This window comes from [Clostridium] symbiosum ATCC 14940, assembly GCF_000466485.1.
Classification (GTDB): domain Bacteria; phylum Bacillota; class Clostridia; order Lachnospirales; family Lachnospiraceae; genus Otoolea; species Otoolea symbiosa.
In genome coordinates, this window is record NZ_KE992917.1 from 11,898 (window position 1) to 28,494 (window position 16,597).

General features: G+C 51.3%; 11 protein-coding genes. All 11 read right to left on the reverse strand.

Annotation, left to right across the window (positions count from 1 at the left end):
* Positions 1 to 12 precede the first annotated feature (12 nt).
* The 11 genes from pknB to CLOSYM_RS11450 all read right to left on the reverse strand — a co-directional run bounded on the left by pknB (position 13) and on the right by CLOSYM_RS11450 (position 15,824).
* The gene (gene pknB / locus CLOSYM_RS11400) at positions 13 to 2,133 is read right to left on the reverse strand and encodes a Stk1 family PASTA domain-containing Ser/Thr kinase (protein WP_021642231.1); all 2,121 of its coding nucleotides are present in this window, start codon (positions 2,131 to 2,133) and stop codon (positions 13 to 15) included.
* Complete coding sequence (locus tag CLOSYM_RS11405) at positions 2,130 to 2,876, reverse strand: Stp1/IreP family PP2C-type Ser/Thr phosphatase (RefSeq protein ID WP_003504209.1); 747 nt, start codon at positions 2,874 to 2,876, stop codon at positions 2,130 to 2,132. Before CLOSYM_RS11405 ends, pknB begins: the two co-directional genes overlap by 4 nt.
* Positions 2,873 to 3,925: a dual-specificity RNA methyltransferase RlmN gene (gene rlmN, locus CLOSYM_RS11410; protein ID WP_021642232.1), complete on the reverse strand. Its 1,053-nt coding sequence runs from the start codon at positions 3,923 to 3,925 to the stop codon at positions 2,873 to 2,875. The genes CLOSYM_RS11405 and rlmN overlap by 4 nt, the downstream gene beginning before the upstream one ends.
* Before the next feature lie 8 nt (positions 3,926 to 3,933).
* Positions 3,934 to 5,268 carry a 16S rRNA (cytosine(967)-C(5))-methyltransferase RsmB gene (gene rsmB / locus CLOSYM_RS11415; protein WP_021642233.1) on the reverse strand — a complete coding sequence of 445 codons (1,335 nt, stop codon included), beginning with the start codon at positions 5,266 to 5,268 and terminating at the stop codon, positions 3,934 to 3,936.
* The gene (locus CLOSYM_RS11420) at positions 5,258 to 5,977 is read right to left on the reverse strand and encodes a zinc metallopeptidase (RefSeq protein ID WP_003504217.1); all 720 of its coding nucleotides are present in this window, start codon (positions 5,975 to 5,977) and stop codon (positions 5,258 to 5,260) included. Before CLOSYM_RS11420 ends, rsmB begins: the two co-directional genes overlap by 11 nt.
* A gap of 58 nt (positions 5,978 to 6,035) precedes the next feature.
* Entirely contained in the window at positions 6,036 to 6,974 is a 939-nt protein-coding gene (fmt, locus tag CLOSYM_RS11425; protein ID WP_003507253.1) for a methionyl-tRNA formyltransferase, read from the reverse strand.
* A gap of 1 nt (position 6,975) precedes the next feature.
* Entirely contained in the window at positions 6,976 to 7,455 is a 480-nt protein-coding gene (gene def, locus CLOSYM_RS11430; RefSeq protein ID WP_003504221.1) for a peptide deformylase, read from the reverse strand.
* Positions 7,456 to 7,479: 24 nt separating this feature from the next.
* Positions 7,480 to 9,711: a replication restart helicase PriA gene (priA, locus tag CLOSYM_RS11435; RefSeq protein WP_021642235.1), complete on the reverse strand. Its 2,232-nt coding sequence runs from the start codon at positions 9,709 to 9,711 to the stop codon at positions 7,480 to 7,482.
* Positions 9,712 to 9,750: 39 nt separating this feature from the next.
* The gene (locus tag CLOSYM_RS11440; RefSeq protein WP_003504225.1) at positions 9,751 to 11,118 is read right to left on the reverse strand and encodes a UDP-N-acetylmuramoyl-tripeptide--D-alanyl-D-alanine ligase; all 1,368 of its coding nucleotides are present in this window, start codon (positions 11,116 to 11,118) and stop codon (positions 9,751 to 9,753) included.
* Between the two features lie 69 nt (positions 11,119 to 11,187).
* Complete coding sequence (locus CLOSYM_RS11445; protein ID WP_009299188.1) at positions 11,188 to 12,651, reverse strand: UDP-N-acetylmuramoyl-L-alanyl-D-glutamate--2,6-diaminopimelate ligase; 1,464 nt, start codon at positions 12,649 to 12,651, stop codon at positions 11,188 to 11,190.
* A gap of 86 nt (positions 12,652 to 12,737) precedes the next feature.
* Positions 12,738 to 15,824: an FtsK/SpoIIIE family DNA translocase gene (locus tag CLOSYM_RS11450; RefSeq protein WP_021642236.1), complete on the reverse strand. Its 3,087-nt coding sequence runs from the start codon at positions 15,822 to 15,824 to the stop codon at positions 12,738 to 12,740.
* Positions 15,825 to 16,597: the final 773 nt, after the last annotated feature.

The window sequence follows — 16,597 nt, forward strand, 5'->3', positions numbered from 1 at the left end:
TCTTGTTCATCCTTATTCATCTACCTCCAGATATTCCAGCGGATAGGATTTGAGTACCTTGTTATTCGTCAGATCCTGTACCTGCAGTTCTCCGGTTAAAACGCCCTCCGCTCCCGGTATTGTATAGCGGATCGGTATTGTGATGTTTCCGCCCATCTTTCTCGGCTCCAGAAGCACCTTCTCCACCTGCTTACCGTTTACCTGCTGGATTGCCACAATCCGGACCGTGATCTCAATATCTCCGGAACTGGGGCCGAACATATCTTTAAGCGGGAAATCGTCATTGATTACGGCGACATACTGTTTTCCTTTGCCCGTGCTGACCGTATATCCTACGGCCGTACCCTGCGGCGTATCCGCAAGGGCCGCAATGTCCTGACTGATGATCATGCCTTTGGCGACATCCTCGCTTTTTTCTTCCTTGCGCTCGCCAAGTGTCAGTCCCAGGGCTTCAAGAGCCGTCCCGGCGTCCTCCTCGGACATTCCGGTAATGTCTATCATGGGAACCATTGGAACCGCCGGACCGGAGCTTACGAAAACTTTTACGCTGGAGCCCGGTTCCGCTTTCTCCGGTTCAAAACGCAGAACCCTGCCTTTTTCTGTCTCTTCGCTTGTTTCTTCCTGCAATTCAACCTTCAGGTTATGTGACTCCAGAACCAGTTTCGCCTCATCGCCTGTCATCGTATTCAATTCCAGCTTCGTCAAGTCCACCTTGCCGCTGCCTTCCCCAACCGTGACGGTGATTTCCGACTGTTTTGAGACGATTGTCCCCGAAGTGACACTCTGTTTGATAACGTATCCCCTCTCTTCATCAGCCGATTTGGCATATTCATACCGTATTTTCAGCGAGGCATCGCTCAATGCCTGCTCCGCCTGCTCAACATTCAGGCCGACAAGAGGCGGCACCTTACATTCCGTACTTTTTAATGTCTCTTCCGACTGGGCAGAGGCCTCCGTAGTCTTTTCAATAGTGTTTCCGGATCCAAGGTTGAAGATTCCTCCCAGCCTTGCAAAGATTACGAGTACCACCGCAACGATAATAACAGCCGCGACAATCCCAATCGTTGTTAAAAGTTTCTCTATCTGTGGATTTACATCATCGTGCTGTTCTTTTTTCTTTTTGCCCGACGGCGGCTTTGCCATTTTCGGTTCTCTTTTTACAACAGGAACATCAATTCCGCCATTCCAGTTCTGGTCAAGAGGTCCTGTTCTGCGCTGCGTATCACGAACGAATTCAACTTCCCCTCTGTCCCGGATCACGGTAGGGGAATACTCATCCAGCTCCGGTTCCTTCTTCAGATATTCATCTTCCGGATCTACCAGTGCATGGCGGAGATCGGCGATAAGCTCATATGCGTCGCGGTATCGTCTGTCCGGCTTCTTTGCCGTAGCTTTCAGGATAATCCTCTCAAGGCTAGGCGTAACGTCATGGTTTAAATGGCTGGGAGGAAGAACCGGCTCTTCCAGATGGGCCAGTGCAATTGTCACCGTATTTTCCCCGTCAAAGGGAACCTGCCCGGTCACCATCTCGTACATCGTGATTCCGAGGGAATACAGGTCGCTTCGGGCGTCGCTGTATCCTCCTTTAGCCTGTTCCGGGGAAATATAATGAACGGAACCCACGGCATTCGAACCGATCGTCTGGGAAGACACCGCCCTCGCTATACCGAAATCGGCAACCTTCACCTTCCCGTCACGGGAAATAATCATGTTCTGCGGTTTGATGTCGCGATGGACGATATGCTGATCATGAGCGGCCGCAATTCCCTGGGCCACCTGAATTGCAATGCCTATCGTCTCCTTTACCCCGAGATGCCCTTTTTTCAGAATATAGCTTTTTAAAGTGATTCCCTCTATCAGCTCCATTACGATGTAGTGGAGATCACCTTCATCCACAACATCATAGACGCTGACAATATTCGGATGGGAAAGGCCGGCGGCCGCCTGCGCCTCCATCTTAAATTTACTGACAAAATTGGAATCCTGGCTGAATTCCTCCTTTAATACTTTTATTGCGACCAGTCGGTTCAATTTGTGGCATTTGGCCTGATAAACCTCCGACATGCCGCCTGTACCGATGAGAGCAAGTATCTCGTATCGGTCCTGTAAATAACTTCCCGGCTGCAGCATCATAATGGACTCACCTCGCTTATCTGGGGATCCACAAGGATCACGGCTATGTTATCCCTGCCCCCGTTCTGATTCGCTAAGGCTACCAAAGCCTTCGCTTTCATCTGAAGTGAACCCGGCAGAAGCACGAGACGGAACATTGCGGAGTTGTCAACCATATTGGAGAGGCCGTCGGAACACAGCAAAATGTAGTCGCCGCTTTTCAAAGGTACTTCAAAAAAGTCAACATCCACTTTTCGTCCTATGCCGACAGCTCTTGTGATGATATTTTTCTTCTCCCTGTATTCACTGCTGTCACGGTCCATCTGCCCCATGGAGACCATCTCTTCCACAAATGAGTGGTCCTTTGTAATCTGGCTGATTCCCTCCCTCTCGATAAGATAGAGCCTGCTGTCACCGACGTTGGCGACATAGAGTATGGAATCCTCGATCGTAGCGGCAACCAGCGTGGTACCCATTCCTGCCAGCTCTGCATTTGTAAGCGACTGTTCATACAATTCCCGGTTGATTTTTGCAATTCCGTTATTAATGGCCGATACCGCACCGGTGTCGTCACATTCCTTTATGTAGGATACAAGGTGTTCCACCAGATAACGGGACGCAAAGTCTCCCGCCCTGTGGCCTCCCATACCGTCTGCAACAATAAACAGGTTTGAAAGAGGCCCTACAGGTTCTGTGCTGGCAAACTGGTAATCCTGGTTCATTTGCCGGACACGGCCGACATCTGTCAAGGCATATGCTTTCATTCTCCCTCTTTCCTTTCCTTGTCGATAAAACTTTTTCTGAGCTGTCCGCAGGCGCCGTCTATATCCCTGCCCATCTCTCTTCTGACAGTAACATTTATACCGCTTTTTTCAAGCTGGTTTTTAAACGCCTCTATGGCCTGGCGGCCGGACTGGACGTATTCTCTCTCTTTTATCGGATTGACCGGTATCAGATTGACATGGCCGTGCCGGTCTTTAATCAGACGGACCAAAGCCTTAGCTTCATCCAGGTTATCGTTGACTCCCTGAACCAGGCTGTATTCAAATGTCAGTCTGCGCCCCGTCTTCTCAAAATAATAACGGCAGGCATCCATCACTTCATTTAAGCCGTACCGTTTGGCGACCGGCATCAGCGTTCTCCTCACTTCGTCATTCGGTGCATGGAGGGAAAGAGCCAGCGTAATCTGCAAATCTTCCTCCGCCAGCTTCCGGATTCCCGGCACAATGCCGCAGGTGGAGACAGTGACATTTCTCTGGCTGATGTTAAGTCCGCCTTCGCCTGTGAGCAGCCGGATAAAACGGATAAGATTATCATAATTGTCCAGCGGTTCGCCGGAACCCATTACAACCACATTTGAAACACGTTCTCCCGTGTCTCTCTGTATCCGGTAAATCTGATCGAGCATCTCCGACGGAGTCAGGTTTCTCTCCAGGCCGTCAAGGGTGGAGGCGCAGAAACGGCAGCCCATCCGGCAGCCGACCTGAGAGGAAATGCAGACCGAATTGCCATGCTTATATTTCATCAGAACACTTTCTATCACATTTCCGTCTTCCAGTTCAAACAGGTATTTTCTTGTATCATCAATTTGTGAAATTCTTACGCATACCGGCTTAAGCGCCGTGAATGTACAGTTCTCTGCCAGCTTCCCGCGCAGATCCTTTGAAAGATTTGTCATTTCGTCAAACGAAGCAGCCAGTTTTTCATGCATCCACCGGTAGAGCTGTCCGGCCCGGAACGGTTTTTCTCCCATTCCCTTTAATAAATCCTGAAGCTCTTCGTGCGTCAGCGATTTGATATCAGTTTTGTTCATAACACTCCTTAGCCGCACTTTTTCATCACGGCAATAAAAAATCCGTCGCAGGGATGGATTCCCGGAAGGAACTGGATATATCCAGACTCCATAGACGGCTCCGAAAGTTTTTCTCCGAGACGCCCTTTTAGATTCACCGGCTCGAAAGGAAAATGTTCCAGGAACCAGCGCATATTATCTTCATTTTCTTCTCTGTTGACGGTGCAGGTGCTGTAAACCAGCGTCCCGCCCGGCTTGACGTACCGCTGCACTACGGAGAGTATCTCCCTCTGAAGGCAGGCCAGATCATGCAGTTTCTCGGGCGTCATATTGTATTTTATATCCGGCTTCCGGCCGATTATGCCAAGGCCGGAGCAGGGGAGATCGGCAATTACCACATCGGCGGCCTCCTCCGAATCAGGATCAAAGGAAAGGGCGTCGCATACGGCGGCCCTTAAATTTGTCAGACCGCTCCTGCCGATATTCTCTTCAATCAGCGATACCTTTGCCTCGCTGATATCGCGTATCTCAACCATGCCGGTGCCTCCCAGGATATCGGCCGCATGAAGTCCCTTGCCGCCGGGAGCGCCGCAGACATCGATTACGTAATCTCCGTCTTTGATCCCCGCCGCATCGCCGGCCAGGGAAGAACTCAAATCCTGTATCTGGAGCCAGCCCTCCCGGAATGCCTCAAGTCCCTCCAGATAATCGACTCCCTCCAGACAGATTACGTCATCGGCATAACGGCTGTCCTTTGCGGTAACGCCCTGAGCGCCCAGAGAATCGAGGATCTGCTGTTTTTCCGCCCGGTTCAGGCATAATCTAGCCATCAGGGGGCGGTCCTTTAAAAAGCTCTCCATCATCCGCCGGAACGTTTCCTCACCGTATGTTGATTTCCACATGGAGGCCAGCCATTCCGGCATGGAACAGCGGATAGAATCATCCGGAAACACCAGATTGTCTTTTCCCCTGGAAATGCTTCGAAGGACTCCGTTGACAAAGCCCTTGAGACCGGAAAAACCGCGTTTTTCAGCCAGTTTCACCGCTTCATTACAGGCGGCTGAATCCGGAACCCGGTCCATATGGCAGATCTGATAGGCGGACATCCGGAGAATGGTGCGGATCACCGGTTTCATTTTATTTACTTTTACTTTCGAATATGAATTTAATATATAATCGAGCTGAATCCGGTACTCTACCGTCCCGTCCACCACACGCTTGATGAAGGAGCGGTCCTGTTTTTCTAGGTATTGGTATTTTGTAAGCGCCTGTGACAGGATCACATGGCTGTATTTGCCTTTTTCCAGTACTTCCAGCAGAATATCCAGGATGATCTCCCGCAGCGCCGGTTCTTTAACGGTCATCTCTTCTTCCTCCAAACAGAATCAGGAGCCGCAGAAGCTGTAAAATAGAGCCGGCTGCCGCAGCCACATAGGTGAGGGCCGCCGCTCCCAGGACATTCTTCGTATATCCCACTTCCTCTCCGGACAGGATTCCCGTCTCGTCGAGAAGCCGTACGGCGCGTGAGGAGGCGTTAAACTCCACCGGCAGTGTCACAAGCTGGAAAATTACGCACAGCGTGAACAGCAGTATTCCAATCTGTACCAGCGGAGAGCCCAGGCCTCCGAATAATACGCCCAGAAGAATCATGGGCCAGGAAAGCTGGGTTCCGATATTTACTACCGGCACAATAGCGCCGCGGATTTTTAAAGGTGCGTATTCCGTGTTGTCCTGGATGGCATGGCCGCACTCGTGAGCCGCCACACCGATTGCCGCTACCGACGGCGAATCGTAGACAGATTCGGAAAGATTTAATGTCTTATTCCTCGGGTCGTAATGATCGGTCAGATTTCCCGCCACCTTACGGACCTGTACATCGTAAATCCCCTGGGAATTCAGGAGCCGTTTAGCCGCTTCGGCGCCGGTCATCCCCGTCATGCTTCTGACGCGGGAATACTTGGCAAAGGTGCTCTGGACTTTGGCCGACGCCGCCATCGAAAGAACAACTCCAATTAAAACAAGTATCATTGTAGGATCAAAAAAACGATAGTATCCCATTCCATATCCGGGCATAATAAAACTCCTTTCGAAAATCCAAAATAGTCAGGCATTTCATCAAACTGTTACATTCTTATCCCAGAATAATCCCCTCTTTAACCGGATATCCGCGCAGAAAAGCACACGTATCCATCCTCTTTTTTCCTTCCAGCTGCAGCTGGCGTATTCTGAGGCAGCCCTTTCCCGTTTTGACGAGAAAGCTGTCTTTTTCCACTTTGACAATCCTGCCATACTCATCCTGTCCGTCACTGCACTCATCCGTCACCTCCGCCTCCCACAGCTTCAGTGTCCTGCCCTCAAAGGCAGTATAGGCGCTGGGCCACGGATTCAGGCCGCGTATCAGCCGCTCGATGGCCTCCGCGTCCCTGCTCCAGTCTATTTTTCCAAGAGCCTTGTCAAGCATTCCGGCGTAGCATGCGCCTTCCTCCGGCTGTTTTGTCCTGACAAGCGTGCCTTTCTCCGCCTTTTCAAGGGTGGAGAGAATTAATTCGCCCCCGGCCAGGCTGAGCCGGTCGAACAGGCTTCCGCCGGTCTCCTTCGCATCCAGTTCCACCACAATTTTCTCCAGCATATCTCCGGTATCCAGGCCGGCATCCATCATCATCGTGGTAACGCCGGTTTCCCGATCCCCGTTGATCACGGCCCACTGAATCGGTGCGGAACCTCGGTACCTCGGGAGCAGGGAGGCATGGACATTGATACAGCCGTATCTCGGAAGCTCCAGAATCCGCTGCGGAAGTATCTGGCCGAATGCCGTCACGACGACTGCATCCGGGGAAAGCGCTTTCAGCACCTGGAAAAATTCATCATCCTGCTTCACCCTGGCCGGCTGGTAAACGGGAATACCGTATTCCATTGCCTTCTCCTTGACGGGAGTCATAAGCACCGCTTTGCCCCTGCCCTTTGGTTTATCCGGCTGGGTTACGACGGCGGCCACCTGATGGCCTCCTCTTATCAGCGCCTCCAGAGTGGGAACTGCGAAATCAGGTGTTCCCATAAATACAATCTTCATCTTATTCCTCTACCTCTTCCATCATCACATCTTCCAGTTTGCCCTCCACGAGGCTCACATAGAGCTGGCCCTTCAGGTGGTCGCATTCATGACAGATTGCCCTTGCAAGCAGTCCTTCGCCCTCCAGCTCAAACTCTTCCATCTTTTCGTTCAGGGCCTTTACTTTTACTTTCTCCGGCCGTGTAACGACACCGGTCTTCCCCGGCACGCTCAGACATCCCTCAGACCCGGTCTGGCTCCCCTCCGTCTCCACAATCTCGGGGTTGATCAGCACATACTGGTTGCCGTCATCCACATCGATTACGACAATCTGCTTTCTGATTCCCACCTGGGGTGCGGCGAGGCCGACGCCGTTGGCCTCATACATTGTCTCAAACATATCTTCTATCAATTCGGCGGTATGTTCCGTCATTTCCTTTACCGGTTTACATTCCTTCGTGAGGACTTCATCGCCCATTGTTCTGATTGATCTGATTGCCATTTTTCTTTTCCTCCATATGTCAGCTTATGAAGTATCAAATTGCAGGGCCAGCGATTTAAATCCTTCATCCCCGGCTGCCAGCAACTCGATATTTCTCCTGATTTTATCAAGTATATCACAATTTTTACTCTTTATATATAAAATTTTTCTGTATATATCATTAACTTTGTAGACCGGGGCCCTGACTGGGCCGATCATCTGTATCTCATTTTCTTCATATCCCATCTTCCTCACTGTCAAAAGCGCAAGGTCAGAACAGCGCTCCACCGTCTTTTCATTATTTCCGGCAAACAGAACCGCCTCCATGTAACAGGCCGGAGGATAGTTCATCATTTTCCGGTAAAGCATTTCCCTGCGGTAAAATTCTTCATAGTTCTGTTCTGCCGCCGTAACGATGGCATAGTGTTCCGGCTGGTATGTCTGAATCACCACATTGCCGGACAGGCTTCCCCGGCCGGCTCTCCCTGCGGCCTGGGTAAGAAGCTGAAACGTCCGCTCGCTGCACCGGTAATCCGGCGTGTTCAGGGACAAGTCGGCGGCCATAATGCCAACCAGCGTCACGTTCCCAAAATCATGGCCCTTTACGATCATCTGCGTCCCAATCAGAATATCCGCCTCATGGGCTGAAAAAGCCGCCAGAATCTCTTCATGGCCGCCCTTTCTGGCCGTTGTATCGGCATCCATGCGCAGGATCCTGGCCTGGGGAAACGCCTTTCCCGTCAGTTCCTCCAGCTTCTGCGTCCCTGCGCCGAAACCGGCAATATAAGGGGACCCGCAGGAGGGACAGAGCTTCATAAGCGGAACCGAATAGCCGCAGTAATGACATACGAGACGGCTGGTTCCGTGAAGCGTCAGGGAAACGTCACAGTGGGGACATTTCACCGCCTCCCCGCAGGAGCGGCAGGAAATAAAATTGGAATACCCCCTTCTGTTGATGAAGAGCATAATCTGTTCCTTTTTTCTGAGCCTGTCCTCAATCAGCTCCTTAAGCCGTCTGCTGAACATGCTTTTGTTGCCTTCCTGCATCTCTTTCCTTAAGTCCACCACGTCCACGCTGGAAAGCGCGCTGCCGCTTGCCGCCCTGTTCTTCAGGGAAAGCAGCTTATATTCTCCTGCCATGGCTTTGGTATACGCCTCCATGGAGGGAGTCGCGGATCCCAGCACAAGCGCCGCGCGGCATAGCCTGGCTCTCTCTGCGGCCACATCCCTGGCATGATACCTGGGCATGGTTTCACTTTTATAGGCTCCCTCATGCTCCTCATCAATTATAATAAGCCCCAGATCCTGAAACGGCGTAAACAGTGCGGAACGCGGCCCTATCATAACGGATACTTCACCCTTTGCCGCCCGTTCCCACTGATCATACCGTTCCCCGGCCGACAGCCTGGAATTGATAATCGCAATCTGATCGCCGAACCGCTTATAAAAGCGCATCACGGTCTGATAGGTCAGTGCAATCTCCGGTATCAGAAGGATAACCTGCTGTCCCCGTTTCAATACATATTCCATCAACTCCATATATACTTCCGTTTTTCCGCTGCCGGTAATCCCGTGAAGAAGATAGGTGTCCCGGTGACCTTCTTCATAATCCCGGATGAACCGGTCCGCCGCCGTTTTCTGTTCTTCATTCAGGATAGCGGCATGGCCGGTATGGGAAAGCTCTTTAAACGGCGTTCTGTAAATTTCTCTGGTCAGGATTTCAATCTGGCCTTTGTCTATCAGCGGTTTTAAGGTCGACGGTGTGATTTGAAGCTGCGACTCGGCCATCTCCGAAGGAATCACGGACGTCTCTCTAAATGCATTTAACAGGCGCAGCCTGGCTTTATGATTTTTCTTTTCCGCTTCCCGTATCGCAATATCAAGCTCCTCACTGTCCAGCAGGCAGCGGATGCTCTTTTTTTCTTTGGGTTTCATCTTCTGCTTTACCGGGAGGACTGTTTTCAGGGACTGGTTCATTGTGGCGCCGTAGGTTTCACGCATCCACCATGCAAGCTGAATTAGCTGGGACTGGACCGATATGCTCCCGGTCACAACCCCAGCTATCTCTTTGATCCGCTCCGTATCAAATTCAGGCGTATTGCTTAAACCTACCACATAGCCCTTTCTCGTCACATTGCCTTTTCCAAAAGGCACACGGACGCACACTCCGACATAAATTTCGGCTTCCAGCCCTTTTGGTATCCCATACTGGAACGCACGGTCGACCTTCTCGTGGGATATATCAATGATTACATCGGCATAGGCGTAGCTCGTCATTATCGTCTGTCTCCTCTTTAACGCTGAAAAGCCCTTCTCTCATATAAAACGTGCGGCCGTTTCTCCCAGCTTCATGCTGTTCGAACCCTTAAAAAGCACTGCGTCACCTTCCCGCAGCAGCTTCTCAAGATATTCCGTCATCTCTTCCTTCTGCTCTTCCTCAAACACGGTTGTCTTTACTTTCCCTTCCACGCCTCTGGCAATTTCCTTTGCCAGCGCTCCGTAAGTTATGACTTCCTCTACCGGCTGTTCTCCCAGGAAAGCTCCTATTTCATAATGGAATAACGGAGCATCTTCTCCCAGCTCTTTCATATCGGCCAGAACGGCTATTCTTCTCTTCCTGTCCGTCAGAGATGCCAGGACACGGATTCCCGCCTTCATGGAGTCAGGGCTGGCATTATATGTGTCGTCTATAATCGTTATGTTTCCCTTTTCATAAATCTGCTGGCGGTTTTTAAAACCATCAAAGGTTTTAAGCGCTTCTGCGGCATCGGCCAGCGGCACATGATAATGATCGGCTACTGCCAGGGCGGCCAGCGCATTGAGAATATTGTGTTCCCCCATCACTTCAAGGACGACCGGCACCACCGCAGCGCCGTGTACCATATCGAATGCCGGACGGCCTCCGTTATATGTGATATTGACGGCCCGGTAGCTGCAATTCGCACCAAGTCCGTAAAAAGAAGTCTCACAGCCGTCCTTTGCCCGGACATCCCGCAGCAGCTCATTATCTCCATTCAGAAAAAGGGTTCCGCCCTTCTTCATTCCATCCTGAATACGGAGTTTCTCCTTCAGGATATTCTCACGGGAACCAAGATTTTCGATATGCGTAACCCCTATATTGGTGATTACGGCCGTGTCCACGCGGGCAATGTCTGCAATTACCTCCATCTCCCCCGGTTCACTCATACCCAGCTCCAGAACTCCGATCTCATCTGAATCCGAAATATCGGAAATTGTAATCGGAACTCCCACCTGGCTGTTGTGATTGGCAGGTGTCTTGAAGGTTCTGTATCCGGCTGAAAGGGCGGCGGCTATCATCTCCCTCGTCGTCGTCTTGCCCACGCTTCCGGTGATTCCGACCAGGGGCAGGGAAAGGCGGCTTCTGATATAGCGGCCAATGTCCTGAAGGGCCTTTTTTGTATCCTCCACCCGTATTAGGGCGCCTGTTATGCCCTCAGGACATGTGTCATGCTCCGAGGTCAGAGACGCGGCCGCGCCGTTTTCGAACGCCTGGCTTAAAAAACGGTGGGCATCCGCTTTTTCCCCGATAAGAGGGACAAACAAATCGTCCCCCTTCATAGTCCTCGAATCAATGCTGATATGTCTTAAGGATGTTTCCATATCGCCGCAAAGGAGACGGCCGTTTACCGCCTCCACGATGTCTCTTATTCTGATATTTTCCATTTTCTGTTACTCCAGACATTATTTTTGGCATTTCTGCCTGTTATATATTATAATCGTACTTTGCCACACTTACATCCCAAGCTTCTGCACTGCTTCCTGCACCACGGTTCTGTCCAGGAACGGATGTCTGACACCTTCGATTTCCTGATAATCCTCATGGCCTTTACCGATTATCGCAATGATATCCCCCTCCTGCGCATGTGACAGGCTGTATTCAATTGCCTCGCGCCGATCGGGAATCTCTATGAATTTTCCCTCTGTCCTTGAAAGACCGGTCTTAATATCGGCCAGAATATCGGATGTCTTCTCAAAACGGGAATTGTCGGCCGTAATAATAGAGAGATCCGCAAGCTTTCCTCCAATCTCTCCCATCGAATAGCGTCTGTCCCTGGCCCGGTTCCCGCCGCAGCCAAAGACAACCACAAGCCGTTTAGGCTTATAGTCGCGAAGCGTCATCAAAAGACTTTCCATGCTGACTGCGTTATGGGCATAATCGACAATCACGGTGCACTTTGCCGATTTATAGACAATTTCCATACGGCCGTCCACCTGCATATGCTCCAGAGCATGGGCCACCCGCTCTTTAGAAAGTCCCAGGCAGCTGCATACCCCGGCAGCCGCCATTGCATTATATACGTTAAAGAGCCCCGGGACATTCACTCTCAGCCTGCTCTCATAATCCCCCTCCATCTTAAAGTCCAGTCCGACAAAGTCATGTTCCCTTATGTATTTAACGTCTGCGGCCCTGAAATCCGCACTGTGTTCCATTGAAAATGTCTTTATTTCCGCTTTGGCACCTTCGATGATTTCCCTGAAATGTCCGTCATCCCTGTTTACAAGGCAGACACGGCTGTTCTGCAGCAGCAGTTTTTTATAGTACAGATATTCCTCAAAGCTGGCATGCTCATTTGGACCGATATGATCGTTGGAAATATTAAGGAAGATGGAGTAATCGAAAAAGATTCCGTCCACCCGGTGCATCAGATAGCTCTGGGAGGATACCTCCATCACCATATACCGGCAGCCCTGTTCCACCATCTTTGCGAAATATTCCTGCAGTATATAGGATTCAGGAGTCGTATTCATGGTAGGAAAATGGTCGCTTCCAATAATCGCCCCATTTGTGCCGATCAATCCTGTTTTCTCACCTGCCGCTTCCAGGATCGCCTTTATCATATAGGTTGTCGTCGTTTTCCCCTTTGTTCCGGTTACGCCGATCGTCGTCATTTTTCTGGCAGGATAACCAAAGCGGGCAGCCGAAAGCAGGGACAGGGCATTTCTGCCGTTCCCGACCCTGAGTACTGTAATTTCTTCGGGGACTGTGACCGCTTCCTCCGTTACAAGCACTTTTGCGCCTTTCTGAATTACATCCGGGATGAATTTGTGGGAATCCACATTGGCGCCCCGCATGCAGACAAATACGGAACCGGCAGCCGCTTTTCTGGAATCGTAGACGACGTCATCCACCTCCTCGTCCAGATTCCCCTGCAGGAGCTCATATTCCATTTCCTTAAGCCATTCTCTCAGTTTCATTCATAATTCCTCCTGATCCTATCATACGCATTCCGGAATTAAATCGTGTTTCCGTCCTCTGCTTATTCGCTGTAATTTTTTAATGCTTATTCATTCATCATATTTTCAAACTGTTCCATCGTCATGAGGACTTTTCTGGGCTTGGTACCCTCCTCTTCGCCGACAACACCGGCCTCCGCCAATTGATCCATAATTCTTGCCGCCCTGTTGAAACCGATTTTAAACATTCTCTGGAGCATACCGATGGATGCCTTTTCTTTTTCAATAATAAACCTGCCGGCCTGGACAAAATACGCGTCCCGGTCACTTCCGCCGGACGGTCCTTCCGCGAAGGACGCGGTGCTGATTTTAGATTCCACTTCAGGATTATAATCAGCCGTCATTCCCTGCTCCGTCAGGAATTCCACCACGCGTGACACCTCCTGATCCGACACAAAAGCTCCCTGGACCCTCTGCGGTTTTTGGTAACCGGACGGGTAAAACAGCATATCGCCCTTGCCCAGCAGCTTTTCGGCTCCGTTCATATCGATAATGGTCCTCGAATCCACGCCCGAGGATACGGAGAATGCAATTCTCGAAGGGATATTTGCCTTGATAAGGCCGGTAATAACATTTACCGACGGACGCTGCGTCGCGATTACAAGATGGATCCCGGCAGCACGGGCCAGCTGGGCCAGACGGCAGATGGAATCCTCCACCTCTCCGGGAGCAACCATCATTAGATCCGCAAGCTCATCCACAATAATGATAATCTGAGGCAGCTTTTCCGGTTTATTGTCGTCGTCAATATCCTTAATCGACTCAATCTTCGCATTGTAGCCTTTAAGATCTCTGACATTATATTTGGCAAATTTATTATACCGGTCGGTCATCTCAGCCACCGCCCAGTTCAGCGCTCCCGACGCTTTTTTCGGATCGGTTACGACCGGGATAAGAAGGTGGGGAATTCCATTGTAAACGCTAAGCTCCACAACCTTCGGATCGATCATAATCAGTTTCACCTCATCCGGTTTTGCCTTGTATATCACGCTCATAATCAAAGTATTGATACATACGGATTTACCGGAACCCGTTGCGCCTGCAATCAGAAGATGAGGCATCTTGGCAATATCGGTGACCACCACCTGTCCTCCGATGTCCTTGCCGACGGCAAAGGCCATATGCGAACCGTGGCGCTTGAAATCCTCAGACTCTAAAAGCTCCCGCAGAAGCACCACATTATTCTCTTTGTTCGGCACTTCAATCCCCACGGCGGCCTTGCCCGGGATCGGCGCTTCAATACGGATATCGGCAGCCGCCAGATTCAGCTTGATGTCATCGGAAAGCGCGACAATCTTACTTACCTTAACCCCTTGTTCCGGGTGCAGCTCATAACGGGTCACCGACGGCCCGCAGCTGATATTCGTAACCGTAACGCCCACACCAAAATTCTGCAGTGTCTGCTGCAGCTTGATGGCGGTCTCTTTATATTCTTTTTCCGAGAAGCCTCCGCTGTTTTTCGCGCCTTTCTTTAACAGATTCAACGGTGGTACTATGTATTCTTTCTTAACAACCTTGGCGGCCTCTGCCCGCTTCTCTATCTGTTCATTGAGGGATAATTCATCCTCCGGCTGAGATTTCTTCTCTACTCTCTTTTTCTCTATGGTTTTGCGCACCATCTCCGTATCCGTCTCAATAATTTTGCCGGATGCGGTCACAACAGTCTTAGGCTCTTCCGGGATATAGAAGCCGTCATAATTGAGCCCCTCTTCCTGCTCCGAATCACTGCCGTTAACGGATAAATCTTCTTCCCGGTAATACGCTTTGGCGCTGCCGTACGGCTCCGTACCCTCACAATCTTCATAGAAGCGTTCCACCTGCTCCGAATCGTCGAAATGCCCGGCTTCCGGATAAGGTTCCCCGAACGGCTCCGGGCGGACATCCGAATCATAGACGTCCCGGGCATCCGTGTTCTCCCATGGGACCTCCGTTTCACCATAATCTTCTGCGGGTACCGCGGTAAATCCGGGATGCCTTCCGCCTATCTCCCGTTCCTCCCCGGAAAATTCCTCGAAGGTTCTCGTATCCCGTCTGACGTAAATATTCTTCAGGATATCATCCGTATCCTCCTGCGGACTGCCTTTCCTGCTCTTTCGCCTTTTACCGGTTTCATCAGAGGCAGCAGCTTTTGCCTCAGCCTGTCCTGTCTCCTCTGCCTCTTCCATGTCCGCCTCGGGATCATACTGAGGCAGGGCAATACTCCCGCGGAATATATCGGCAGGATTCTGGGGACGTCCGGCGGACGCTTCCCTGTCTTTCCCATCTGTCTGGAACTGCCTGTCGTCTTCCTGGAATTCCTGTCCTGCATCCTCCGCCAGGACGGTTCCTTCCGGTATTCCGGCGGCAAATTCTCTCATTAACGGAACGTCATTTAAATTAGTAGCGTCAAGATCCACGCCCCGCACACGCTGTTCCTCCCTCATGCGCCTTCGCTCTTCCCTGCGCTCCTCGTGGATTTCGCGTCTCCTGTTCATATCCTCCCTGGCATATTCATAGGCACGTCCGCTGCCTTTCTTTACCAGACTGACAAGCGACTTCTCCGTGATGCATACGGCGCCCAGAACCAGGGCCACGATAAGAACGAGATAAGTTCCAACCGAACCAAGGGCGGAGCTTAAGATCATGACAAGCGCACCGCCGGCAAAACCGCCTCCGTCACCGCCGGCTCCCGACTGGACGTAGTACTGGCTTAATTTCCAGCCCTCCTTCATTCCGCCGCCAAACATCATCTGATCAAGGCCGCACAGTGCGAGAAGCACCACAGCCACAGCCCCCATTTTTAAAAATGCCCTGTAATTTCCTCTGTTGGACATATAAAAACAGGTTCCCAAAAAAAGAAGTACCGGAGCCGCATATCCCATACTTCCAAATATCCCAAGCATCACCTTCCGGCAAAAATCGCCGACTGCTCCGCAAAGTCCAAAATTGCTCAAAAACAGAAGCACCGATACTGCAAATGATACAATAATCGCCACTTCTGTCCCCATAAAACTATTCTCATTGACGGCCGGCGCCGTCTTTTTTCTTCCCGTGCCTGAACGCTTTGTACCCGTTGTACCTGCCTGCTTCTTCCTGCTGCCCGTATCCTGTTTCTTTCTGCTCGTGCCTGCCACTGTCTCTAAGCCTCCAAACATATTTTCTATCTTCTACTTAGCATAGTATACAAAAAAATGAGGAAAAAAGCAATGGAGATTTAGTTGAGAATGGAGGACGCGTCCGGAACGGATCGGGGCCGGTGTGGTGAGTCTGGTTTTTCTGAGTCTTCCGTCCCCGTGGGAGGTTGGTCGTGGAGGGGGGAATCCGGCCGGAATGAATTGCTGCGGGGACCGTTTGCACTCTTTGGAGTGCGCAGCAGTGCTAAAAGCTCAAGGGACCTCGCTAAGCACCGCGGCGGACTCCCATGTCCCCTCCGCAATTGATTCCGCCTACTTCCCCGGTTCAGGTTATCCTCGGGGACGAAAGACTCAGGCGAAGGTTTTCGCGGCCCCGGTCCGTTTCGGCCGCTGATTGTCTCCAGCCTCAAAGGGGTAGGGGGCCTTGTCGCTGCCACTACGCATATGGATGCGTTGAGTGGCAGCGACAAGGTCCGCCCCCGCACTTAACGCGTGAGACAATCAGCGCCGCAGTCAGCGGACTGGGCCGATACACCCGGCGGAGTCTTTCGTCCCGGCGACCACCTGTCACTGGGGCGGAGGAGAAGCTATAGTCTGAGGATGCCTTTGGAATCCATCGCTGATTGGCGAGGTCCTGTCGAGCTTAGCAGCGCGATGCATCCACCGAGTGAAAACGTGCTCCGCAGACTATAGCTTCTCCGTAGTCCCAACTCACAACAATCCTTCCCCCGGGACGAAATACTCATAAAACCACTCCACAACCCCGTCCGCTGGCCTGCGGCGGCGTCCTCACC

Coding starts and splice junctions, on each gene's coding strand:
- rsmB (WP_021642233.1), bottom strand. CDS start 5,268: ATGACCGTTAAAGAACCGGCGCTGCGGGAGATCATCCTGGATATTCTG.
- rlmN (WP_021642232.1), bottom strand. CDS start 3,925: ATGAACAAAACTGATATCAAATCGCTGACGCACGAAGAGCTTCAGGAT.
- fmt (WP_003507253.1), bottom strand. CDS start 6,974: ATGAAGATTGTATTTATGGGAACACCTGATTTCGCAGTTCCCACTCTG.
- priA (WP_021642235.1), bottom strand. CDS start 9,711: ATGACGAGCTACGCCTATGCCGATGTAATCATTGATATATCCCACGAG.
- CLOSYM_RS11405 (WP_003504209.1), bottom strand. CDS start 2,876: ATGAAAGCATATGCCTTGACAGATGTCGGCCGTGTCCGGCAAATGAAC.
- CLOSYM_RS11420 (WP_003504217.1), bottom strand. CDS start 5,977: ATGCCCGGATATGGAATGGGATACTATCGTTTTTTTGATCCTACAATG.
- CLOSYM_RS11445 (WP_009299188.1), bottom strand. CDS start 12,651: ATGAAACTGAGAGAATGGCTTAAGGAAATGGAATATGAGCTCCTGCAG.
- pknB (WP_021642231.1), bottom strand. CDS start 2,133: ATGATGCTGCAGCCGGGAAGTTATTTACAGGACCGATACGAGATACTT.
- CLOSYM_RS11450 (WP_021642236.1), bottom strand. CDS start 15,824: ATGTTTGGAGGCTTAGAGACAGTGGCAGGCACGAGCAGAAAGAAACAG.
- CLOSYM_RS11440 (WP_003504225.1), bottom strand. CDS start 11,118: ATGGAAAATATCAGAATAAGAGACATCGTGGAGGCGGTAAACGGCCGT.
- def (WP_003504221.1), bottom strand. CDS start 7,455: ATGGCAATCAGATCAATCAGAACAATGGGCGATGAAGTCCTCACGAAG.